The sequence below is a fragment of the Pseudosporangium ferrugineum genome, from assembly GCF_003002065.1.
Lineage (GTDB): Bacteria > Actinomycetota > Actinomycetes > Mycobacteriales > Micromonosporaceae > Actinoplanes > Actinoplanes ferrugineus_A.
Window position 1 is genome coordinate 107,072 of the sequence record NZ_PVZG01000012.1, and the last position, 22,519, is coordinate 129,590.

Consider the following 22,519-nt stretch of genomic DNA (forward strand, 5'->3'; position numbering starts at 1 on the left):
CTTGACCATGACGACCCTCGCCGGCCGCACGATCGCGGCCCTGCGCAGCGAGCACGACACGCTCGCCGGCACCGTTCCCGGACTCACCCCCGAGCAGCTCTCCGGCCCGTCCGGCGCGTCCGAGTGGACGGTCGCCGACGTGCTGTCGCACCTGGGCAGCGGCGCCGAGATCGCGCTGCGGGACCTGCGGGCGGCGCTCGGCGAGGCGGAGCCGCCGGGTCCGGGGTTCAACCAGAGCGTGTGGGACCGGTGGAACGCGCTCGGCCCGCGGGAGCAGGCCGCCGGCTGGCTGGAGTCCGACACCGCGCTGGTCACCGCGCTGGAGGCGGTGCCCGCCGAGCGCCACGACGAGCTCCGGGTCAAGCTCGGCTTCCTGCCGGAGCCCGTGCCCTTCGCCTCGTACGCCGGCCTGCGGCTGAACGAGGTGGTCAACCACGTCTGGGACGTGCGCGCGGGCCTCGACCCGGCGGCGGGCCTCACCGAGCCGGCCGGGCTGGTGGCGGCCGAGCACCTCGCCGGCGGCCTCGGCTTCCTGCTCGGCTTCGTGGGCAAGCCGGGCGAGGTGGGCCGGCCCGTCGTGCTCGAGATCGCCGGCACGCCGTACCGCGTCGTCCTCGACGAGCAGGTCCGGCTCACCACCGAGGAGTTGCCCGCGACCGCGACCTTCACCGGGCCGGCGGAGGCCGCCGTGCGCCTGCTCTCCGGGCGGCTGACGCCGAAGTTCACCCCGGCCGGCGTCGCGGTCACCGGCAACGTCACCCTCGACGAGCTGCGCGCGGTCTTCCCCGGCTACTGATCCCGCCCGGCGGCCCCGGCCGTGCCGACCTGCGTCCGGCTGATGACCGGGGCCTTGTCCGGCCGGGGGCCACCGTCGAAGCTGGACCCTGTGCGGCGGGTGGTGCTGTGGGTCGCGCTGGGCTACACGACCGGCGCGCTGCTCGCGTGGACGCTGCTCGGGACCGCCGACACCGCCCCCGTCTTCTTCGCGTCGGCGGGGGTGACGTCGGCGGCCCTCGTGCTGTCCCGGACGGGCCGCTGGCCGGCCATCCTGCTCACGGTCGCCCTCATCGAGGTCACGGTCGACGTCCTGCACGGCTGGGAATTCCGCTTCGCGGCGGGTTTCGCCCTGGCGAACACCGCCGAGCCGGTGCTGGGCGCGGTGCTGCTGCGACGGTACGCCCGCAGCACACCCGACCTCACCCGCCGCCCCGGCGTGGTCGCGTTCGTCGCCTGCTGCGTGCTGGCCGGCCCGCTCGCCGGGGCGCTGATCGGCGCGACCACGGTGGCGGTGGGCCGCGGCGCCGAGTGGGCGAGCCTCTTCCTGCCGTTCTGGGCCGGCGACGCGGTGGGCGTGCTGACCGTCGGCAGCGCCGTGCTCGCCTGGCACGGCTCGCGCGCCGGGCGGCGTACCGGCGGCCTCCTGCTCGCCGCCCTGGCGACCTCGGCGGTGACGGTGGCCGGATTCTGGCCGCTGCACGTACCGCTGCTGTTCCTGCCGATCCCGGTGCTGTTCTGGGTCGCCGTACGCCGCGGGGTCCCGGCCCTGACGCTGAGCGGCGTGGCGCTGGCGGTGACCGCGAACGTCGTCTCCGCCGCCGGCCGGGGACCGTGGCGCGATCTCGGCGATCCGTGGCTCGCCGCCGCCACCCTCCAGGTCTTCGTCGCCGTCACCGTGCTGACCGCGTGGGCCCTGGCGGTGACCGCCCGGGAGCGCGAGGACGAGCGGGCCCGGGCGGCGGACTTCGAACGGGACCACGAGGCGGCGCACCGGCTGCAGACGGCGTTGCTGCCGGTGCTGGCCGAGCGGCTGCCCGGGGTCCGGGCGGCGGGGGCGTACCAGCCGTCGGAGGTGCGCAACGAGGTCGGCGGCGACTGGTACGACGTGTTCCGGCTCGGCGACGGGCGGATCGCCTTCGCGGTCGGCGACGTGGTCGGCCACGACCTGCCGGCGGCGGTGACGATGGGCCGGCTCCAGACCGCCCTGCGCGTCGCGGCGCGCACGTCCGGCTCCCCCGCCGCGGTGGCGACGGTGCTGGACGGGGTCGCCGCCGACGTGCCGGGTGCGTTCTGCACGTCGCTCGGCTACGGCGACTACGACGGGCCGAGCCGCATGCTGCGGTACGTGTGCGCCGGTCACCTGCCGCCGCTGCTCCTGACGGCCACCGGGGTCCGCTTCCTCACCGGCGGCCGGGGCGCGCCGCTGGGGGTACGCACCCGGCGCGCCCGGGAGGAGGCGAGCCTGCTGGTCCCGGCGGCGGCGACCGTCGTCTGGTACACCGATGGGCTCGTCGAGCGCCGCGCCGAGCACCTCGACACCGGCCTCAAGCGCCTCGCCGAGGCGGCGGAGCAAGTGCGCGGCGAGACCGGGCCGGCGGCCGTACGGGACCACCTGATGGCGACCCTCACCGCCGGCGGCCCGCTGCCCGACGACGTCGCCGTGCTCTGCCTCCACCTGCCCTGAGTCAGCCCAGCAGCTCGTCGAGCCAGGGGTTGCGGAAGATCCCGCGCGGATCGAACTCCCGGGCGAGCGCCACGAAGTCGGGGAAGCGGTCGTACCGGGCGCGTACGGTCTCCGGGCCGGCCGTGAAGACCTTGCCCCAGTGCGGGCGGGCGTCCAGCGGTGCGAGCGCCTGCTCCAGCTTCGCGACCACCGGCAGGACCGCCGCGGTGTCGGCGATCCACGTGAAGTGCAGGGCGAACGTGTCGCGGCGGTAGTTCGGGCTCAGCCACAGCTCGTCGGCGGCGATCGTGCGGAGCTCGCAGATCTGCAGGACCGGCGCGACGTCCGCACCGATCGCCCGCACCGCGTCGACGGCTTCCAGGGCGCGCTCGCGGGGCACGTGATATTCGGACTGGAGCTCCTCGCCGCTGCTCGGCGTGAACTCCATCCGGAAGTGCGGCAGGCGGGTGTGCCAGGGCCCCGGCTCACCCGTCTGGTCGGTGCTGTTGCGCGCCGGCATGCCGGGGACCGGGTGGCGCGGGCTGTCGGCGCGGCGGGCGCCGTACCAGTCGCCGGCGGGCATCGGGTCGCGGCGCTTGACCCAGGCCATGGTGATGCCGGGACCGGTCCAGGTGGTGAAGAGGCTGACGCTGTAGCCGTCCGCGAGCATCTCCGGCAGGTACGCCTCGACCGAAGCGCGGGGAATATCGTCGTAGACGTACTGCCGCAGCTCGTACGCGGGCTCCACGTCCAGGGTGAGCGCCGTGATCACGCCGAGGGCGCCGAGGTGCACGACCGCGCCGGCGAAGCGGTCCCCGTCGGTGTCGCGCCGCAGCGTGACCAGTTCGCCGTCGCCGCGGATCAGCTCGATGCCGGAGACCGCGGTGGCGAGGTTCGCGTGCCGGACGCCGGAGCCGTGGGTCGCCGTGGCGACCGCTCCCGCCACCGAGATGTGCGGCAGCGACGCCGTGTTGTGCAGGGCGAGGCCCTCGGCGTCCAGCCGGGCGAAGAGGTCGCCGTAGCGGATGCCGCCGTCCACCCGGACCGACCGGCGGTCCGGGGCGATCTCGACGACCCGGGGCAGCCCGGCGAGCGAGATCAGGTCACCGCCGGTGTCGGCCATCCGGTTGAAGGAGTGCCCGCTGCCGAGCACCTTGACCGGGTTGCCGGCCGCGACGAGCTCCCGCACCTGGTCGACGGAGGCCGGCCGGTGCAGCCGGCGCGCTCCGAAGACGATGTTGCCCGCCCAGTTGGTCACCCGTTCGTCTGTCATGGGTCCAGCACATCACGGATGCGCCGGGCGGGACATCGGACGTCAAGATCTCCAAGATCGGGGCGGGGTCCAGGTGGTGGGCACGTGCCCCACCCGTACCCGCTGGGGGTGGTCGCCGACCGGCACCGACACGACCCGGCGGCCGGTCGCGAAGCTGATCGCCGTCACCCGGTCGGCGCCGGATTCGGAGATCACACAGTCCAGCCCGTCGCCGCTGACCGTCGCCCAGTACGGCTTGCTCGCGGTGACCAGCTCCCCGGGGGTGAGGGAGGCCCGGTCCACCACCGTGGCGTAGTCGTCCATGGTGCCGGCGACGCACAGCTTGCTGCCGTCCGGGCTGACCGAGAGGCCGTGGTGGCGCGAGTCGTTCACCCAGGTGGTGCGGTCCTCGCTGGTGGCGGGGTTCTTCGGCAGCTCCTTGACCCGGGTCACCCGGTCGCCGGCCACGTCGTACTCGACCAGCCCGTTGAAGAAGGAGACCTGGAAGTAGAGCTTCGACTCGTCCGGCGTGAAGACCGCGGGGCGGACGGCGTCGGACAGGTCGGCACGCCCGAACGCGTCGAGGCGGGGACGCATGTCGATGGTCCGTACCGTCTGGAAGGTCCGGGCGTCGGCGACCGTGATGTGCCGGTCGCCCTTGGTCCAGTCGGCGGAGGGGTCGTCGAGCGACGTGTTGACCTCGCCGATCGACATGTTCCACAGGTACCGGCCGCCGTCGGTGTAGATGTTCTCGTGCGGCTTGTCGCCGCCGGTGAACGAGCCGAGCTGCCGGCCGGTCACGATGTCCAGCACGTGCACGGTGTTCGACGTCGAGGCGGACACGGCGACCGCCCGGCCGTCGGGCGAGACCGCCATGTGGTCCGCGCGGAAACCGGAGACCGGGAAGCGCCAGCGGACCGCCCCGGTGGCCACATCGATCGAGACCACGTCGGCGAAGCTGGGCCGCGACACCACCAGCGCGGTGCCGTCCGGCGTCGTGTACATGTCGTCGACGAGCTGGTCGTGGCCCTCGCCGGGGCCGAGCTGGACGCCGAGGTAGAACGCCAGCTTGATCGGGTTGAGGTAGATCTCCCACAGCCGCTCGGTCTTGTCCGGCACGACGTTGATCCGGCCGAGCTTGGCGAAGTCGCCGCGGGACGCGATGACGTCGACCGTGCCGTCCCAGTTGTTGCCCACGAACATGACCTCGCGCAGGGCGGGCGCCGCCTGCGCGGGACCGGCCGAGGCGACCGGTGCACCGCCCAGCACGCCCGCGAGCAGCAGGGCGACCAGGGCCCGGGATCTCTTCGGTACGGACGCAGCTCCCACGACGCCTCCCGGGCGGACGGGCGGGGCGCGGTCCGGGCGGTTCCGCCGGGCGTCCCGCGATGTTACTTTGCGGTAACGCATAGGGAACAATGAATTTCCGCGTGCCGGTAGAGGACGGGGACCAATGCCGCAGCAGCCCGTTGTGCACCGCCCACAACCGCGCGAGGACGCCCTCACGGCACTGGTGGAGGACCTCGCCCGGGACACCCAGCTGGTCGACGACGTGGTGCGCGCGGCCCGCGCCGAGTCCGCCGAGGTGGCGCGGCTGCCGTGGGCGGAGAGCCGGCGGCACGTGGCCGCGCTGCTGGCCGCCGGGTTCGCCGCGTTCACCGCCGTCGGGGAGCCGGACTTCGCCGAGGCGGAACGGTTCGGGCGGGAGCGGGCGGCGCTGGGCGTACCGGTGGCGGCGCTGCTCTCCGGGGTGCACGCGGGCCGCAGCCGGATCCTGGAGGTCGCCGTCGAGCGGGGGCGCGCGGCGGGCCTGCCCGACGACGTCATGCTGGCGGCCCTGCTCCGGCTCGACCGGTACGGCACCCGGCTGGAGCGGCGGGTGGTGGACGCGTACCGGGCCGCCGAGCGGGAGCTGGGCCGCGACCACCGCGGCGCCCGGATCGCCCTGCTGCGCCGGCTGCTGCTGGGCGAGGAGGGTGAGGGTCCGGCGCCGGACCCGGCCCGGTTCGGGTTGCGTCCCGGCGGGCGCTACCACTGCCTGATCTCCGACGCCGCCGACCCGGCGCTGGTGCGGCAGCTCGAGCACGCCTTCGCGCGGTGCGGCGGCGTGGTCGCCCCGGTGGCGGGACGGCTGGCCGGGCTGGCCCCGCGGCTGCCCGCCCTGCCCGCCGGGACCGCCGCGCTGGTGGTGACCACCCCGGCCGTGCCGCTGGACCGGGCGCCGGCCGCGTACGGGCTGTGCCGCACGGCCCTGGACGCCGCCGCCGGCGAGTCGCTCAGCGGGATGCACGACGTGGTCATGCTGGCCGGTGAGACCGCGCTCGCGGCGCAGCCGATGCTGGCCGGGCTGCTCTGCGAGAACCTGCTCGGCGCCCTCGACCCGGGCGACGAGTTCCACCACAACCTGGTGACCACCGCGCTGGCCTATCTCGACCAGGGCCAGCGCCTGGACCGCACCGCCGAGGCGCTGCACCTGCACCCCAACACGGTCCGCTACCGGCTGCGCCGCCTCCAGGAGCTCACCGGGCTCGGCGAGCGGCTGACCGTGCTCGCCACCGTGCGCTGGTGGTGGGCGCTGCGATCCTGGCCGGCCGCGCGCGACGGCGTACATCGAAGATGATTCATGTCTTGACGGTGCTTCCGGGCCGGGGTTAACGTCCGTCCATCCAGAAAAACCAGCTTTTCTGGATCCTCTCCGGACAGGAGCGACGACGGTGACCGATCCCCGCCCCCCATCCCCGGAAGGCCGCACCCACTGGCGTCGCTTCGGCGTGGTGATGGCACTGAGCACCGTCGCCACCGCCGGCGTGGTGTCGCTGATCTCGCAAGGCGCGCTGGCGGCGACGTTCGTCGTCTCCGGACAGCAGTTCAAGGTCAGCGCCGACGAGCTCGTGGCCACCGGCTTCATCCAGTACGGCACGGTCGACGCCCGCATCGAGCCCGGCAGCGACCCGCAGTCGCAGCAGCCCGAGCCCGTCGCGGTCTCGGCCATGAAGACCGCCACCCTCACCAACCTGTGCCAGTCCGTCGTCACCGACCTCGGCGACTTCGGCTCGGTCAGCCTGGTCATCCGGGCCGGCACCGGCGGCCAGCCGGTGACCGCCAAGAACATGGTCGTCGACATGTCCCAGCTCGACGGCAACGCCAAGTTCGAACAGATCGAGATCGGCCGCGACGCGTCCACCCTGGACAAGGGCCCGGAGAACGACCCGGGCGAGAAGGCGCAGCGCCGCGAGGGCTTCTTCAGCCAGCAGGCCGACAAGGTCACGATCACCAACCTGAAGCAGGTCGCCTGGTCCACCTCGGCCGGCGAGTTCAACCTGCGCAACCTCAAGCTGGCCCTGCACTGGGGCAAGGACGAGTGCTTCTAAGGAGTTGAGATGCGACACCTCCGCCGTACCGGCGTCGTCGCCGCCGCCCTCGGCCTCGGCCTCGGCGCGCTGCCCGCTGCACCCGCCCTCGCGCTCGCGCCGGGCACCACCGTGGGGCCCGCCGGGCACGCGTACACGGCCTCCCTGGTGAGCGGGACGACCGCCACCTTCGTGGTCGGCAGCACCACGGTCACCTGCAACCGGTCGGGCAACACCGGCCAGGTGCCGGACGAGCCGGGCAACACCAGCGCGGACGGCCCGGTGGTCTCCGCCCTGACCCCGGCCACGTTCAGCAACAACGGGAACAACTGCCCCACCAACGTGCTGTTCACGACCGCGCGCACGGTCTCCAACAACACCAACGGCGACTGGACGATCGGCCTGCAGTACGACCCGGCCGGCTCGACGGGCACGATGACCATCCCCACCGCGGGCGTGGTCACCACCATCTCGGGCCTCGCCTCGTGCACGGTGACGGTCGCCCCGAACGGCCCGGCATCGATCAGCGGACCCTGGATCGACGGTACGGACACCAGCGCACCGGTGCTCGACTTCTCCGCCGGGGTCAGCCTGCCGATCCGGGTGACCGGCGGCCTGACCTGCCCCACCGGCGCCACGTCGGCGACGTTCCGCGCCCGGTACGCGGTCACCGACACGACCGACGCGGCCCAGCAGATCACGGTCACCGACGGCACAGTGGTCACCCCGCCCGAGGGATGAGCGCCCGCGCTCGGCCCTGAGCCGGCTGGCGTGGCCGGCCTCAGCGGAGCCCGGCCTTGAGCCGGCCCGCGTGGCCGCCGGGCGGCCTTGAGCCGGCCCGCACGGCCGGCGGCGGGCGGGCCGCGGGGCTCAGCCGGAGGCGGCCACGCGGGCCGCGGCGGCGGGGCCGAGGAACGGGACGAGGACGAAGTAGGTGAGATCGGGCAGGCGGTCCGGGAGCTCCGCCGCCCGCCCGGTCGACACCAGGTCGAAGATGACGCCGTAGACCCCGGCGATGACGGCCTCCACCACCCCCGGCGGGACGGCCGGCCCGCCGGGGCGTTTCGGCACCACGGCGAAGAAGCCGGCGTAGCTCTCCAGCAGCGACCGCCGCCGCTGCCGGACGCGTGGGCCGGCGGCCAGCACCTCCACGACGGCGAGCACCGCGAACGCCGGCTCCGCGGCGAGGATCCGCAGCAGCGTGTCCAGGCCCCGGTGGATGCGCTGCGGCCACCGTGCCGGCCGGGCGAAGGCCTCGGCGACCGACCGCTGCATCAGCTCCACGCCCAGGTCGAAGGCGGCGAGCAGGCAGGCCTCCTTGTCGGCGAAGTGCTCGTAGAACGCCCGCGTCGACACGCCCGCGGCGGCGCACACGTCGGTCAGCGAGGCGCTGGCGTAACCCTTCTCCGCCACCACCCGGGCCATCGCGTCGATGAGCCGGTCACGCTGGGTCCGGGAGACGAACTCGCGCGGCAGGTCGTGGCGCCCGCGGGGCAGCCGCCCCGGGTCAGCGGCGGCGCGCGAGCCGGGAAGGCGGTCCCGTTCCGCGACCATGGCCGATCAGTCCCCGTCCCCGCGGTCGCCCGCGGCGGCGGTCATGGCGATGCTCACCCGGCTACCGTACGCGCGAGGCCACCCACCTCCGCAGCCCGCGGCTCAGGTCAGGGCGCCCGCCGCGGCGGTGACCCGGGCGCGCAGGGCCGCCGGGAGGGGCGCGTAGCCCAGCTCCGCCGCGTCGCGCTGCCCGGCCTCGCCGGCCGCGTACCGCAGGAAGCCGCCGAGCAGGGCGACCGCCGCCGGACGGGTGCCGTCCCGGCAGACGATCTCGTACGTCACCAGCACGATCGGGTACGCCCCGGCCGCCCGGGTCGCGTAGTCGACGTCCAGCCGCAGGGCGTCGCCGACCCGTGCACCGCCCACCGTGAGCGCGACCGCCTCGTCGGTCAGGCCGGCGAACTCCCCCGCGCCGTTGCCGACCCGGGCCGTCGTGAGGTGGTGGACGTCCGCGTACGAGCGCTCGACGTACCCGATCGCGCCGTCGGTCCGGGCGACCGCCTCCGCCACCCCGTCGCTGCCCTGCACCGCCGTCCCGCCCCGGGCCGGCCAGCGGGAGCCGGAGCCGGCCCGCCACTGCGCGGGTGCCGTGGCGGCGAGGAACGCGGTGAAGTTCGCGGTGGTGCCGGAGCCGTCGGAGCGGTGCACCGTACGGATGGGGGTGGCCGGCAGCACGGCACCGGGGTTGTCCGCCGCGACGGCCGGATCGTTCCACACGGTGACCGTCCCGGCGAAGATCCGGGCCAGGGTCGCCGGGCGCAGCCGCAGGCCGCCGGACCCGGCCACGTTGTGGACCACCGCGATCGGGCCCGCCACCATCGGCAGGTGCAGCACCGGGCCGCCGCACCGCGCCACGGCCCGCGCGCGGTCCCGCGGCGACAGGGGCGCGTCGGAGCCGGCGAAGTCCCCGTCGCCGGCGAGGAAGCGGGCCACCCCGGCGCCCGATCCGGTGCTCTCGTACGCGATCGACGCCTCGGGGCACGCGACCTGGTAGCGCTTGATCCACAGGTGCATCGCGGTGGTCTGCGCCGAGGAACCCCGGCCGGCGATCGAGCCCGCGGCGCAGTCGATCCCCGCGCCACCGTCCACCGCGGGGGCGGGACCGGCCGTGCCGCACGCCGCGAGCAGCATCACGACGACGCCGGCCGCCATCGCGCGCCGGGCCGTGGTGCCGGTCGCCGGCCTGCGCCGGGCCCTCACCGGTACTCCGCCAGCCGCGCGCGGACGCCGAGCGGCGCGAGCAGGATCACCAGTCCCGCCGCGGCGGCCGGGATGACCGTCCAGCCGCGCAGCAGCCGGCCGGCGCGGGCGACCTCCCGGCCGAAGTCGCGGTCGTGGCGGGCGGCGACCGCGCTGACCGCCGTGTCGAACGCGTAGAAGTCGAAGGCGGCGTCGCCGCGGCGCAGCCCGGTCAGGCCGGCCACCGCCTCGGCGCGCCGGCCCGCGCCGGCCAGGGCGACGATGCGCTGGTGGTCGCGCCGGTAGCCGAGCCAGCGTTCGGCCAGCTCGGCGCTGCCGGAGAGCGCGGCGAGGCCGTCGCGGTCGCCGGTGAGCAGCGCCGACTTGCGGGCGAACTCGCGGTCGTAGTGGCCCGGGTCGGCGCCGAGCAGGGCCCGGCCGGTGTCGGCGGCGGCGTCGTAGCTCACCGCCCGCGCCCGGGACAGCGCCAGGAAGGGCGAGAGGCTCTCGGTGCGGGCGGCGCGCAGGCACTCCCCCTGCGCCACGAGCACGGTCGCGGCGCCGGCGGCGAGGCCGAGGACCGCCACGGTCGCGGCCAGCAGGGCGGGATTGACCAGCCGGCGGAACGTACGGGTGAGGAAGACCTGAAGCCGCACGAGCAGCACGAGCAGCGCCCCGCCGAGCAGGACCGCGACGGTCACCCCGGCGATCTCGGTGCGCAGGCCGGTCGCGTACGCGTCGCCGAGCCGTTCCTCGCTGCGGTCGCGCAGCTCCGCGGCGGCCGGGAGCAGCTCGAGGTGGAGCACGTTGGTCGCCTGCGTGTAGGCGCCCTGGGCGTCCGGGCGGGCCGCGGCGGTCAGCGCCTGCCCCACCCGTTGCCGGTAGACGGCGAGCCCGTCGAGCAACCGCCTGACCACGGCCTCGTCGGCGGGGCCGGCGACGCCCAGGACCCGCCGCAGATCGGCGTCGACCTGCTCGCTGCGCCGGTCGTACGTGCCCAGCGCGTCGATGCGGCTGCCGGCCCGGGCGTCGTCCCCGCCGATGAGCACCATCCGGGCCACCTGGGCGTCGAGGTCGCTGAGGGCGAAGTAGAGGTCGGCGGCGGTGGCGGCCTGCGGGGCGGCGGCGTCGCCGATGGCCCGGACCTGCGCCCGCGCCGCCACCATGGCGGCGGTGAGGGTGGTGAGCAGCGCGGCGGCGACGACCACGACGGCCGTGGCCCGGCGCCGGAGGACCGCCGGCGTGTCGGAGCGTGGGGGCACGCCGTCACGGTAGGGCGGGACGGCATGCGGCCAAACCGGCGCGGACACCGTCCTATCGGGACGATCGGCCGCACCACTTCATGAGCCGGCCGGGCGCCGTTCACGCAGTGTTCCCCGGCCCCTCCCGGCCGGGCCGCCGGGCAGCCCGTCAGGCGGTGGCCGTCCAGGCGCAGTCGGGGCAGAGGTCGAAGGCCGCGTAGCGGCGGACGCGGCCGCGGTCGCAGGCCGGGCAGCGCACCGGGCGCTCCCCCGGCGGGTGCGGGCCGGCGAGCGGCAGCACCACGAAGTCGAGCACCGGGCGCAGCAGGCCGTCGCCCGGGTCGACCGCCAGGGTGCCCGTCGCGTCGCGTACCGCGGCCCGCACCACGAGCCACGGCCACACGTGCGGCGACGGTTCCTCGGTGAGCAGCGGGGCCACGTCCGCCGGGGCGACCTGGTCGACGCCGGAGACGACGACGGCGCCCGGGCGTACCCCCGGCACGCCGAGGCCGTGGCGCCACGGGCGGGCCGGGCCGGCGGGCGGCTCGGCGAGGTGGGCGCGGAGCACCAGGCACACGCGGCCGGTGTCGGTGCCGAGCATCCCGATCTTCACGCCGGCACCGCGGCGGTCGTTGAGGCCGGTCAGCCGCGCCGGCTCGTCGGGGGTCGCCGCGCCGGGGTGCAGCAGGTGCGCCGTCCCGCGGACGAAGCGCCACAGGGTGGCCCGTACCGGTGGGGTGACGACCTCGTCGCAGCGCCTCTCGGCCCAGGTCAGGCCGGGTGCCGGGCGCGTGGGTCCGCCGGTCCGGGGCCGGCGCGGGGGTACGAAGATCGCGGGGTGCGGGCGGGACGGCCCGTACGGCTCCGGGAACGCCGAACGCATGGGGGAATGGTGTCACCACCCGTCCCGCCCGCAACCGCCGGGCCCGCCCCCAAGATCGCTCCCACGCCGGCCCGGCGCCGGGCCGCGCCCCGGCCCTCGCGGGCGACCCCGGCCCGGCCCGCCGCGCGAGAGCGGCGGGCGTCACACCCGGGCCGCAGCGCGGGCGGTGCGCGGCCGGGCGTGGTTACGTGGGGTCGTGGCTGACGGAATCGGACTGCGCTCGCGGCGAGGGCCGGTGCTGGCCGCGGTCATGCTCTCGACCGCGCTGGTGGCGATCGACTCGACGATCATCGCGACCGCCGTACCCTCCATCGTGGCGGACATCGGCGGGTTCGCCGAGTTTCCCTGGCTGTTCTCCATCTACCTGCTGGCGCAGGCGGTCTCGGTGCCGGTCTACGGCAAGCTGTCCGACCTGTTCGGCCGCAAGCCGATCGTGCTGTGGGGCATCGCCCTGTTCCTGCTCGGCTCGATCGGGTGCGGCGTGGCCTGGAACGTGTGGGTGCTGATCCTGTTCCGGGTGGTGCAGGGCCTCGGCGCCGGGGCCGTCATGCCGACCACCGTCACCATGATCGGCGACATCTACACGGTCGAGGAACGCGCCCGGGTGCAGGGCTACCTCGCCGGCGTCTGGGGCGTCTCGTCGGTCGTCGGACCCACGCTGGGCGGCGTGTTCAGCGAGTGGGTCTCCTGGCGGTGGATCTTCTTCATCAACATCCCGCTGTGCGCGGCGGCCGCCCTGATGATCGTGCGGCGGTTCCACGAGCGGGTCGACCGGGGCCGGCCGGTGATCGACTACCGGGGCACCGTGCTGCTCACCACCGGGCTGACCCTGCTGATCCTCGGCGTTCTCGAGGGCGGGCAGGCCTGGGCGTGGAGCTCCCCCGCGAGCATCGCGGTGCTCGGCGCCGGGGTGGTCCTGCTCGTGGCGTTCGGCTTCGCCGAGCGCGGCGCCGGCGAACCCGTGCTGCCGCTGTGGGTGTTCCGGCGCCGGCTCCTGGTCTTCAGCGGCCTGACGTCGGCCGGGGTGGGTGCGATCCTGCTGGGCCTCACCTCGTACGTGCCCACGTACGTGCAGGTCGTGCTCGGCACCGGCCCGCTCGTCGCCGGGTTCGCGCTGGCCACCCTGCTGCTGGGCTGGCCGCTGACCGCGAGCCTGTCGGGCCGGGTCTACCTGCGGCTGGGCTTCCGCGGATGCGCGCTGATCGGTGCCACGGTGGTGCTGGCCGGCACGGCGCTCCTGCTGCTGCTCGGGCGCGACTCCAGCGTGCTGGAGGTGGGGGCGTACTGCCTGGTCATCGGGCTCGGCATGGGCCTGACCGCGCCGCCGACGCTGGTCGCCGCCCAGTCCAGTGTGGGCTGGCAGGAACGCGGGGTGGTGACCGCCAACAACCTCTTCCTGCGCTCGCTCGGCAGCTCGCTGGGCGTGGCGGTGTTCGGCGCGATCGCCAACGCGCGGATCGGCTCGGACACCGCCGACCCGGCACGCCTGGCCGCCGCCGTGCACGACATCGCCATCGGGCTGACGCTCGTCGCCGTACTCATGATCGTGATGGTCTCGGCGATGCCGCGCGGTGACCGGCCGGAGCCCGGCGCGGCCGCGGAGCCCGAGGCCCGTGCGGTTGACACCCCCGTACGGCGTGGGTGAGTGTTCCTGGGTGACCCCTGACTGGCCGGCCGCGGGCGACCTGCTGGCCCACCGCTATCGCCTGGTCACAAGGCTGGAGTCCGGCGGCATGGCGGACATCTGGCGTGCCCGTGACGAGCTGCTCGAGCGGCCGGTGGCGCTGAAACTGCCCACCGGAGGCACCGCGACCAGCGCGGAGGCGCTGCACCTGGCCTGGAAGGAGGCCCGGATGGCGGCCCGCCCGGCGCATCCGGGCATCGCGGTGGTGCACGACTACAACGGCGCGGTACGCCCCGACGGCTCGGTCGCCCCGTTCGTGGTGATGGAGCTGCTCACCGGCGAGACCCTGGCCGCCCGGGTCGAGCGGGCGCCGCTGACGTGGCGGGAGGCGGCGCGGGTGGGCGGGGCGGTCGCCGGCGCGCTCGCCGCGGCGCACGCGAGCGGGGTCGTGCACCGCGACATCAAGCCGGGCAACGTCATGCTCACCCCGGCCGGCGTCAAGATCCTCGACTTCGGGATCAGCGCGATCACCGGCGAACCGGACGACGACGAGACCGGCGCGACGTTCGGCACCCCGGCGTACGTGGCGCCGGAACGCCTCGACGGCAAGCCCGCGGAGCCCACCACCGACGTGTACGGCCTGGGCGTGCTGCTGTTCGAGATGGTCACCGGGCAGCCGCCGTACCCCGTGGACACCTGGGAGGAACTGGAGGCGGCACGCCTGCGCGGCCCGTCCCGGCTCCCGCACGAGGTGCCGGCCGAGTTCCGCGCCCTGGTCGCCGACTGCCTCGCCGACGAGCCGGGGCTGCGCCCGACCGCCGAGGAGGTGGGCGACCGGCTGGCACCGCTCGCCGACGAGCCGCCGTCGCCCCGGCACGCCGCCCGCCGCCGGATCGCCGTTCCGGCCGGTCTCGCCGCGGTCCTGCTCGCGGGCGTGGCGGCGCTGATCCTCGGCACCCGCGACGGCGGGCCGGGGAGCGAGCGGGCGGCGCCACCCGCGGTGGCCCCGCCGGCCGTCGTGCCACCGCCGTCGGCCGCGTCGCCGTCCCCCTCGCCGGCGCCGGAGCGCCCGTCCGCCCGGGCCACCACCGCGCCGGGGCGGACCACCGCCGCACCGGCGGGGACCACGGGCGCGCCGGGGCGGGCCACCGCCGCGACGACGCGGCCCGCCCCCGCCCGGCTCGACTTCGACGACGCGGTGACCCGCTTCCGGAGCGCGGTCGAGGACGGCCGCGCGACCGGGGAGATCCGCTCCGACGTCGCCACCGACCTGCTCAACGTGGCCCGGACGCTGGACGGCCCGGACGCGGCCGGCGTCGAGGCCCGCCTCACCGACCTGGCCACCAAGGTGGAGGCCCGCGCCGGCGAGGGCAGCGTCGAGCGCGAGCGCGCCGCCGTCCTGCGTTCCCGCCTCGACGACCTGGACCGCGCCGCCGGACTGTAGGGCTGCGCACCGTTGCCAAGTGGCGGGGCCCGCCGTATCGTGCTCGGCAGGAAACGGCGGGCTCCGCCGTTTCGTGTTCTCGTGCTCGGTGGCATCCCCGGGCGGCGGAGGAGTGACCGACATGGACGGAACACCGCAGGCCGGCCCGGTGCGCTGGGTACGCGACGACGACGGCGTGCTCACCGTGACCTTCGACCACCCGGGCCGGGTCGGGAACCGGATGAACCAGGGCTTCCACGACGGCCTGTCGGCGGTGCTGGACGAGCTCGAACGCGACGGCGCCCGGGGCGTGGTGCTGACGTCGGCCAAGCGGTCCTTCTTCAGCGGCGACGACGTCTTCGAGGACGAGGTGCCCGACGAGGAGCTGGCCCGCGCCTACCAATTGCAGCGTCCCATCAAGGCGAATCTGAGGCGGCTGGAGCGGCTCGGGGTCCCGGTCGCCGCCGCGCTGGTCGGCAGCGCCCTGGGCGGCGGCTTCGAGATCGCCCTCAGCACCCACCACCGGGTCGGCCTCGACGCGCCGCACGTCGTGTACGGCCTGCCCGAGGTGACGTGGCGGATCCTGCCCGCCTGCGGAGGCCTGGTCCGCTCGGTCCGCGCCCTCGGCGTCACCCGCGCCTTCACCCGGGTCCTGGCGCCGGGCGAGCACCTGAGCGCGGCGACGGCGGCGGAGATCGGCCTCGTCGACGAGCTGGCGCCGACGCGGGAGGCGGTCCTGTCCGCGGCCCGGCGGTGGGTGCTCGGTCAGGAGCGGCCGTACCGGCAGCGCTGGGAGCGCCCGGGATACGAGATCCCCGGCGGCCTCCCGGAGCAGACCGACGCGGACGGCCTGCTGCGCGACGTGGACCCGGCGCGGCTCACGCTGCTGTCCGGGCCGTCGGCGGACGCCGTACGGACGATCTACCGCGTCGCCCGCGAGAGCGTCCGGCTCGACCTGGACGCCGCCCTCGACCTGGAGACCGAGAAGTTCGAGGCGCTCCTGGCGGCAGCCCGAGGCTAGGCGGAGCGGCGGACCACGAGGCTGGTGCTGAGCACGATCGGGTCCGACGGGTGGTCCGCGCCGTCGATCTTGGCGAGGAGGAGGCGGACCATCTCCTGGCCCATCTGCTCGATCGGCTGGTGCACTGTGGTCAGTGGCGGGTCGGTGTGGCGGGCGATCACCGAGTCGTCGAAGCCGATCACCGCCACGTCGTGCGGCACGCGGCGGCCGTGTTCGCGCAGGACGCGCATCGCGCCCGCGGCCATCATGTCGGAGGCGGCGAAGACGGCGTCGAGGTCCGGGTGGCGTTCGAGCAGCGAGGCCATCGCCGCCGCGCCGCTCTCCTCGCTGAAGTCGCCGTGGGCGATCGGGCCGGTGCCGACCACGTCGAGGAAGCCGTCGAGGCGGGCGATGCCCGCCGCCATGTCGAGCGGGCCGGTGATGGTGGCGATCCGTTGCCGGCCCTGGCGGCGCAGGTACGCGACGGCGTCCCGCGCCCCGCCCCGGTTGTCGGCGTCGACGTAGCACCCCGGCTCCGGATTGGTGGGGCGCCCGGCGCGCACGGTGGCCACGCCGCGCTGCTCCAGTTTGGCCGGCAGCGCGTCGGTGCCGTGCAGGGACAGCAGCAGGACGCCGTCGACGTGCTGGCGGGTGAGGTAGCCCTCGAGCCGCTGCCGCTCGTGCGGCGCCTGGGCGATCATCAGCACCATCTGCAGGCCGCGGTCGACCAGCCCGGACGAGATGGCCTGCACGATCCGGCCGAAGAAGGGCTCGGTGAAGAACCGCTGGCCGGACTCGAAGATGACCAGCGCGATCGAGTCGGTGCGCTGGGTGACCAGGGTGCGCGCGGCCCGGTTCGGCACGTAGCCCAGCTCGGCGATGGCGGTCTCCACCGCGGCCTTCGCCTGGGGGCTGACCTGGGCCGAGCCGTTCACGACCCGGGACACCGTGCCGCGGCCCACCCCGGCCAGGGAGGCGACCTGGTCCAGGGTCGGTCGTCCACTGGACCGGCTCCGTTCCGCCGTCATCGCGCCGCACCTCCCACTCACGCCGAACACAACTTACAACCGGCGCGCTCAGATGAGTCCGGCGCGCACCGCGTACGCGACCGCGTGCGGCCGGTTGCGCAGGTTGAGCCGGTGGGTGATGCCGTACATGATGTTCTTGACCGTGCGCGTGGAATAGCTCAGCGCCTCGGCGATCTCGTTGGTGTCCAGGCCGTCGGCGATCAGCCGGAGGATCTCGACCTCGCGCTCGGTGAGGCCGCCCGTCACGGCGGGCGCGGTCTCCCGCAGGTCCCGTTGCAGCCGGTCGACGTGCTGAAGCAGGCCGCCCACCAGGTCGGGCGGCATGACCCCGCCCCCGGCGGCCACCGCGGTCACGCAGCGGGTCAGCACCTCGGCCGACACGAAGCGGCGCGGCACCACCGACATCACCCGGTAGCGCACCACCGTCAGCAGGTCGTCCGGCGAGAGGTCGTCGGCGATCAGGACCACCGGCAGGCCGACCTCGCGGGCCGTACGGCTGAGCAGCCCGGCCAGCTCGGCGTTGAGCGCGCCGGCCGCGACCACGAGCACGTCGGCGCGCTTCTCCTCCCCCTCGCCGAGCACCGCGAGGGGGGAGCCGGCGCGCAGGAGCGCGGCCAGCCCGGCCCGGCTCAACGGGTCGGCGGCGCGTACCGCGACGTACAGGCGTCCCCCGGTCATGCCGACGACGCTAGCGAGCGCATGCACGTCCGTCGTCCTCCTACCGCGGGCTCCGCACTACCCCGCTGGGGGTAGCCGGGGATACCCCTCGCGGAAGACGAGTGCATGACCGGGACCCGGCTAGGGTGTGCACCGTGCGGACCCCCCTTAAGCCGCTGTTCATGGATGTGCTGCTCGCGACGGTTCTGACCGGCCTCACCCTGGCCACTTTGGTGGGCCGGCCGGACGCCGCGGTGACCCCGGCGTCGGTCGGGCTGGCCGTGCTGAGCGCCGCGCCCCTGGCGCTGCGTCAGCGGCTGCCGATCGTGGTCGCCCTGGTCGTCCTGGGAGCGCTGGGTGCGGCCAGCGTGATCTACAACGACCTGCCCAACAACGGCGTGGGCATGCTCGTGGTGATGTTCACCGTCGCGACGCTGCGGTCCCGGGTCGCCGCCACGCTGATCTTCGTGCTCGCGATGGTGGTGACCTCGGTCGCCTTCGAGCAGACCGGCCAGTCGTTCGTGGTGTCGCAGGTGGCACAGGTCGGGCTGCTCCTGGTGGGGGCGTGGGTCCTCGGCGAGGGCACCCGGCACTGGGCGACCCGCACCGAGCGGCTCGCGGCGCAGGCCGCCCAGGCGGTGAGCAGGGAACGGGTCCGGATCGCCCGCGAGCTGCACGACATCGTCACCCACCACATGTCCGTGATCTCGTTGCAGGCCGGCGTCGCCGAGTACGTCATCGACGCCGACCCGGCCACGGCGAAGATCGCGATCGCCACGGTCGGCGACGCCAGCCGCGCGGCCCTGCTCGACATGCGCCGGCTGCTCGACGTCCTGCACGTGGACCACGGCGACGCGTCGGAGTACGCGCCGCAGCCGGGGCTCACCCAGGTGCCAGAGCTGGTGAACCGGATCCGCGGCGCCGGGCTGGAGGTCGCGCTGGTGGTCACCGGGCAGTGCCGGGAGCTGCCGGCGGGGGCGGAGCTGTGCGCGTACAGGATGATCCAGGAATCTCTGACGAACGTACTCAAGCATGCCGGGCCGGCCCGCGCGCGCGTCGAGATCGACTACGGCGCCCACATGCTGACGGTGAAGGTCAGCGACGACGGCGCCTCGGGGCGTCCGTTCGACGAAGCGGCGGCCGCGCACGGCATCCGCGGCATGCGCGAGCGCGCCGAGTTGTACGGCGGCGTCCTCACCGCCGGTCCCCGCGAGGAAGGTGGTTTCACCGTGCTGCTCCGCCTGCCGACGGACGAGCTGCGATGACGATCCGGGTTCTCGTCGTGGACGACCAGGCGCTGATCCGCGCCGGGCTGACGGCGCTGCTGCGGGCGGCGCCGGGCCTCGAGGTCGCCGGTGAGGCGTGCGACGGCGCCGAGGCGGTCACGATGACCGAGCGGACCCGCCCCGACGTGGTGCTCATGGACATCCGGATGCCGGTCCTCGACGGCATCGGCGCCACCCGGCGGATCCTGGCCGCGCCCGGCGACCACCGGCCGCACGTCGTCGTGCTGACCACCTTCGACCTCGACGAGTACGTCTACACCGCGCTCGGCGAGGGCGCGTCGGGCTTCCTGCTCAAGGACACCCCGCCGCAGCGGATCATCGCGGCGATCCACACCATCGCCGCCGGCGACATCCTGCTGGCGCCGCGGATAACCCACCGGCTGGTGGAGACGTACGCCCGGCAGCACCGCACCAAGGTCCCGGCCCCGCACCTGGGCGCCCTGACCGCGCGGGAGACCGAGGTGCTGGGGCTGGTCGGCAACGGCCTGAGCAACGCCCAGATCGCCGAGCGGCTGGTGCTCAGCGAGGCCACGGTGAAGACCCACGTCAAGCGGATGATGGCCAAGCTGCGGCTGACCAGCCGGGCACAGGCGGTGGTGGTGGCGTACGAGAGCGGCCTGGTGGTGCCCGCGCCGGGCGACCGGTAGCGGCCCGTCAGGCGTCGCGGGCCGCGCAGACCCCGCGCCGGACCGCCTCGGCCGCGAGCCGGGCCCGGCGGCGGTCGGCGTTGGTGGTGAGCCCGAACTTGTCGTACAGGCGCGTCAGGTGCTTCTTCACGGCGCTGTCCGACAGCCCCAGCCGGGCGGCCAGCTCCCGCACCGACGGCGGCTCCGGAAAGGCGGCACCGCCGGTCGTGTACGGCGCGCAGAGCAGGTCCAGCACGTCGCGCTCGCGGCGGGTCAGCGGCGGCGGGGGCTCGGCCGGCTCGGCGCTGACCGTCTCCGTCGCGGGGTGCCCGCGCGGTGCGTGGAAGAGCAGCCGGGCCGGGCCGATCTCGATGCGGTCGCCGGGGCGCAACTGCCGGGCCTGGCGCAGCCGCGCGCCGTTGACCGTGGTGCCGTTGGTGCTGCCCAGGTCGCGGATCGACCAGCCGGCCGGGAAAGGTTCCACGACCGCGTGCAGCCGGGAGACCCGGTCGCCGGCCAGGGTCAGCTCGTTGGCCGGCGAGCGGCCGATCGTCACCGGGCCGGCGGTCAGCGGGACCAGGCGTACGGCGCCCGCCTGGTGCACCTCCAGGTAGGTCATGGGCAGTGACCGCCGGTGGCCACGTCGAGCGGGCCGGGCACGCCGGTGCCGGTCATCGTGACGGCGGCCCGGGTGCAGCCGGCGGGCGTCACCGGCTCGGTCCACAGCTCCAGCGGCTGACCGGCCGAGCGGACCCGGTCGCCGTGGCCCGCGATGCCCAGGGCCACCGACCAGGTGCCGCGCGGACCGGCGTTGTCGCGATACTGCTTCCAGACCCAGGTGTACGCCATGACCTTGCGGCAGCCCGGCGACCAGTACTGCTTCACGGAGATCACCTTCTGCCCGCCGGCGTAGCCGTACGCCGACCGGCCGACCTGGTACGCGTCGGCGTAGCAGGGTCCCGGCGGCGGGTCGTCGTCGGTCGCGTACGACAGCAGCCCGGAGCCGGCGACGTCGACCGTACGGCCGGGCAGCCGCAGCGTGGCCCGGCGCGGTCCGGTGCCGGCCGGGGTGAACGCGACGCGGACCTCGCAGCCGGCGCCGGCGGCGAGGGTGTGACCGCCGCAGCCGTCCGCGACGATCCGGAAGTCCGGCCCGTCCAGGCTCACCGCGCGGATCAGCGCCGGCCGGGTGCCGTCGTTGCGGACGGTGACCGGGTGCTCGGCGCCCGGGCCGCTGATCTCCTGGCCGCCGAAGTCGACCGGGCCGGCCGCGAGGCGCGGGGCCGCGACGGTGGCGGATCCTCCGGCGAGCGCGAGGGTGGCGGCCAGCGCGAGCACCGCACCGCCGGCCCGGGCCGGGGCCGGCGTCCGCGGCGCGGCGCCGGCCACCGTGGCCGAGAATCCCCCGGCTGCCCGGAAGCCGGCCGCCGGCCCCGCGGGCGCCGCCTGCGCACCGTCGCCGTCCGGATCGTCCACCAGCAGCGGGGTGACGGGCTGCCCCTCCTGTCGCTGCGCCTCCCGCAGCTCCTCGGCGAACCGGTCCGCGGTGGCCGAGCGGGCTGCCGGATCCTTCGCCATCGCGCGCTCGATCACCGCGCACACCGGCCCGGGTACGCCGTGATCCCGCAGATCCGGCACCGGGGCCGCGGCGATCCGGGCGATGGTCTCCCCGGCCCGCTCGCCCGGCGCGGCGGCGAACGCGGTGCGCCCCGACAGCCACCAGAACAGCGTCGAGGCGAGGGAGTAGACGTCGGACGCGACCGTCGCCGGGTCGCCGCGCAGCACCTCGGGGGCGGCGTGCAGGAGCGTCGCGGTGACCGTGCTCGGCGGCGGGGTGTCGCGGCGGACCGGGCGGGCCAGGCCGAAGTCGGCCAGTTTCGGGTCGCCGTACCGGGAGATCAGGATGTTCTCGGGTTTGACGTCGCGGTGCAGGACCCCGGCGCGGTGCGCGCTCTCCAGGGCGCCGGCGATCGCGATGCCACCGGCGACGGCCGCGGGCCACGCCGCCGCGGGTCCCCGGCCGGCCAGGGAACCGCCCTCCTCGTACGCCATCAGCAGGTACGGGTTGCCGCCGGCGGTGAACCCGGCCTGGTGCACGGTGACGATGTGCGGGTGGCCGGAGAGCCGGCCCATCGCCTGCACCTCCCGCTCGAAGCGGCGCCGGGCGGCGCGGTCGAGGCGGTCCGCGGCGAGCAGCTTGACCGCCACGGTCCGGGAGTACGCGGGCTGCCGGGCCCGGTAGACGACGCCGAAGCCGCCGCGGCCCACCTCGACGGCGTCGCGGCACCCCGGCACGCCGAGGTCCAGGCCCGGGCCGGCGGTGCTCTCCAAGGCTTCTCCCCCGTGCTCCCGGCGCCCGTGCGGGCGTCGGCGGCCATCGATGATACCGAGGGCGCGGCGGGGCCCGAGGGGAGGGAACGGTGGCCGGACCGGCACCTGTCCGGCCGCCGGTCTGGCTGGTTTTCTGGTGCGGCACAACGGATTCGACGAAGGGAACCCGATGTCCATGCTCCGCCGTACGCTCTCCGGCGCGGTCGCCCTGGCCGCCGCCGGGGTGGCCACCCTGGTCAACGCCGCACCGGCGTTGGCGAGCACCCCGCCGAGCTGCTCCAGCGTCCGCCAGATCGGCACCACGCGGGTGCTCACCGTCGGCGGCATGGAGGCCGCGTCGGTGAAGCAGTACTACGGGTGCGGGTACAACTACGCGTACATCTACGTGTGGGAGCAGTACCGCGCCACGCACAGCAAGTGGGACCTGTACGTCCACGTCATCGACCACTCCGACAGCGGCTCGGACTACGGCGTCGGCGAGCTGAACAACACCACCCGCGCCGAGCTGTGGGGCGCCCCCGCCAACACCGCCGCACACTGCACGCACGTCACCGGCTACCTGAACTCGACCGGGGGCTCGACCAGCACCGTCTGCTGACCCACGGGGGACCGGGACCGGGGACCCGTCCCGCGGATCAGGGCGAC

Annotated in this window: 21 protein-coding genes; 11 read left to right on the forward strand and 10 right to left on the reverse strand. The window is 75.2% G+C overall.

The genetic code is table 11. The features are described from left to right. Nucleotides 1–7: 7 nt before the first annotated feature. Together CLV70_RS24390 and CLV70_RS24395 are read left to right on the forward strand one after the other, a co-directional pair. Nucleotides 8–796: a maleylpyruvate isomerase N-terminal domain-containing protein gene (locus tag CLV70_RS24390; RefSeq protein WP_106128914.1), complete on the forward strand. Its 789-nt coding sequence runs from the start codon at nucleotides 8–10 to the stop codon at nucleotides 794–796. A 42-nt stretch (nucleotides 797–838) separates the two neighbouring features. After that, nucleotides 839–2,461, forward strand: a complete 1,623-nt coding sequence (locus CLV70_RS24395) for a PP2C family protein-serine/threonine phosphatase (RefSeq protein ID WP_146164139.1) — start codon at nucleotides 839–841, stop codon at nucleotides 2,459–2,461. 1 nt (nucleotide 2,462) lies between these two features. On the opposite strand, the gene CLV70_RS24400 is transcribed toward CLV70_RS24395, so the two are convergent. Beyond that, nucleotides 2,463–3,713 carry an FAD-binding protein gene (locus CLV70_RS24400; protein ID WP_106128916.1) on the reverse strand — a complete coding sequence of 417 codons (1,251 nt, stop codon included), beginning with the start codon at nucleotides 3,711–3,713 and terminating at the stop codon, nucleotides 2,463–2,465. A gap of 42 nt (nucleotides 3,714–3,755) precedes the next feature. Then, a complete protein-coding gene (locus tag CLV70_RS24405; protein ID WP_425440213.1) occupies nucleotides 3,756–5,021 on the reverse strand; it encodes a YncE family protein in 1,266 nt (421 codons plus the stop codon). A gap of 124 nt (nucleotides 5,022–5,145) precedes the next feature. Here CLV70_RS24405 and CLV70_RS24410 point away from each other — a divergent pair, with 124 nt between their 5' ends. From CLV70_RS24410 to CLV70_RS24420, 3 genes are all read left to right on the forward strand, one after another. Further along, complete coding sequence (locus CLV70_RS24410) at nucleotides 5,146–6,312, forward strand: PucR family transcriptional regulator (protein WP_106128917.1); 1,167 nt, start codon at nucleotides 5,146–5,148, stop codon at nucleotides 6,310–6,312. Nucleotides 6,313–6,406: 94 nt separating this feature from the next. Next, a complete protein-coding gene (locus tag CLV70_RS24415; RefSeq protein WP_211303865.1) occupies nucleotides 6,407–7,063 on the forward strand; it encodes a DUF6230 family protein in 657 nt (218 codons plus the stop codon). Between the two features lie 9 nt (nucleotides 7,064–7,072). Next, the gene (locus CLV70_RS24420; RefSeq protein ID WP_106128918.1) at nucleotides 7,073–7,783 is read left to right on the forward strand and encodes a hypothetical protein; all 711 of its coding nucleotides are present in this window, start codon (nucleotides 7,073–7,075) and stop codon (nucleotides 7,781–7,783) included. 129 nt (nucleotides 7,784–7,912) lie between these two features. Here CLV70_RS24420 and CLV70_RS24425 read toward each other — a convergent pair whose 3' ends face one another. The 4 genes from CLV70_RS24425 to CLV70_RS24440 form a co-directional block, all read right to left on the reverse strand. Beyond that, nucleotides 7,913–8,596 carry a TetR/AcrR family transcriptional regulator gene (locus tag CLV70_RS24425; protein ID WP_106128919.1) on the reverse strand — a complete coding sequence of 228 codons (684 nt, stop codon included), beginning with the start codon at nucleotides 8,594–8,596 and terminating at the stop codon, nucleotides 7,913–7,915. Nucleotides 8,597–8,698: 102 nt separating this feature from the next. Then, entirely contained in the window at nucleotides 8,699–9,796 is a 1,098-nt protein-coding gene (gene pstS / locus CLV70_RS24430) for a phosphate ABC transporter substrate-binding protein PstS (protein ID WP_245908431.1), read from the reverse strand. Beyond that, nucleotides 9,793–11,037, reverse strand: a complete 1,245-nt coding sequence (locus tag CLV70_RS24435) for a hypothetical protein (protein WP_146164140.1) — start codon at nucleotides 11,035–11,037, stop codon at nucleotides 9,793–9,795. The genes pstS and CLV70_RS24435 overlap by 4 nt, the downstream gene beginning before the upstream one ends. A 148-nt stretch (nucleotides 11,038–11,185) precedes the next feature. After that, nucleotides 11,186–11,899, reverse strand: a complete 714-nt coding sequence (locus tag CLV70_RS24440; protein WP_106128921.1) for a hypothetical protein — start codon at nucleotides 11,897–11,899, stop codon at nucleotides 11,186–11,188. Nucleotides 11,900–12,095: 196 nt separating this feature from the next. Here CLV70_RS24440 and CLV70_RS24445 point away from each other — a divergent pair, with 196 nt between their 5' ends. The 3 genes from CLV70_RS24445 (at nucleotide 12,096) to CLV70_RS24455 (ending at nucleotide 15,967) form a co-directional block, all read left to right on the forward strand. Then, complete coding sequence (locus CLV70_RS24445) at nucleotides 12,096–13,544, forward strand: MDR family MFS transporter (protein ID WP_245908432.1); 1,449 nt, start codon at nucleotides 12,096–12,098, stop codon at nucleotides 13,542–13,544. Between the two features lie 10 nt (nucleotides 13,545–13,554). Beyond that, entirely contained in the window at nucleotides 13,555–14,967 is a 1,413-nt protein-coding gene (locus tag CLV70_RS24450; RefSeq protein WP_146164141.1) for a serine/threonine-protein kinase, read from the forward strand. A gap of 121 nt (nucleotides 14,968–15,088) precedes the next feature. Next, nucleotides 15,089–15,967, forward strand: a complete 879-nt coding sequence (locus CLV70_RS24455; protein ID WP_146164142.1) for an enoyl-CoA hydratase/isomerase family protein — start codon at nucleotides 15,089–15,091, stop codon at nucleotides 15,965–15,967. Here CLV70_RS24455 and CLV70_RS24460 read toward each other — a convergent pair. Next, entirely contained in the window at nucleotides 15,964–16,974 is a 1,011-nt protein-coding gene (locus CLV70_RS24460; protein ID WP_106128924.1) for a LacI family DNA-binding transcriptional regulator, read from the reverse strand. The two genes, CLV70_RS24455 and CLV70_RS24460, sit on opposite strands and share 4 nt — an antisense overlap. 48 nt (nucleotides 16,975–17,022) lie before the next feature. Then, nucleotides 17,023–17,652, reverse strand: coding sequence for a helix-turn-helix transcriptional regulator (locus CLV70_RS24465; protein WP_106128925.1), 630 nt, complete (start codon nucleotides 17,650–17,652; stop codon nucleotides 17,023–17,025). Between the two features lie 134 nt (nucleotides 17,653–17,786). Between CLV70_RS24465 and CLV70_RS24470 the strand changes: the two genes are divergently transcribed. Beyond that, the gene (locus CLV70_RS24470) at nucleotides 17,787–18,896 is read left to right on the forward strand and encodes a sensor histidine kinase (protein WP_106129056.1); all 1,110 of its coding nucleotides are present in this window, start codon (nucleotides 17,787–17,789) and stop codon (nucleotides 18,894–18,896) included. Beyond that, complete coding sequence (locus CLV70_RS24475; RefSeq protein WP_106128926.1) at nucleotides 18,893–19,564, forward strand: response regulator; 672 nt, start codon at nucleotides 18,893–18,895, stop codon at nucleotides 19,562–19,564. The genes CLV70_RS24470 and CLV70_RS24475 overlap by 4 nt, the downstream gene beginning before the upstream one ends. 7 nt (nucleotides 19,565–19,571) lie before the next feature. Here CLV70_RS24475 and CLV70_RS24480 read toward each other — a convergent pair whose 3' ends face one another. After that, nucleotides 19,572–20,162, reverse strand: coding sequence for an FHA domain-containing protein (locus CLV70_RS24480; protein WP_106128927.1), 591 nt, complete (start codon nucleotides 20,160–20,162; stop codon nucleotides 19,572–19,574). Further along, nucleotides 20,159–21,874, reverse strand: a complete 1,716-nt coding sequence (locus CLV70_RS24485) for a protein kinase domain-containing protein (RefSeq protein WP_158277815.1) — start codon at nucleotides 21,872–21,874, stop codon at nucleotides 20,159–20,161. The genes CLV70_RS24480 and CLV70_RS24485 overlap by 4 nt, the downstream gene beginning before the upstream one ends. Nucleotides 21,875–22,043: 169 nt before the next feature. Here CLV70_RS24485 and CLV70_RS39810 point away from each other — a divergent pair, with 169 nt between their 5' ends. Beyond that, a complete protein-coding gene (locus CLV70_RS39810) occupies nucleotides 22,044–22,472 on the forward strand; it encodes a hypothetical protein (protein WP_158277816.1) in 429 nt (142 codons plus the stop codon). The last annotated feature ends 47 nt before the right edge of the window (nucleotides 22,473–22,519 follow it).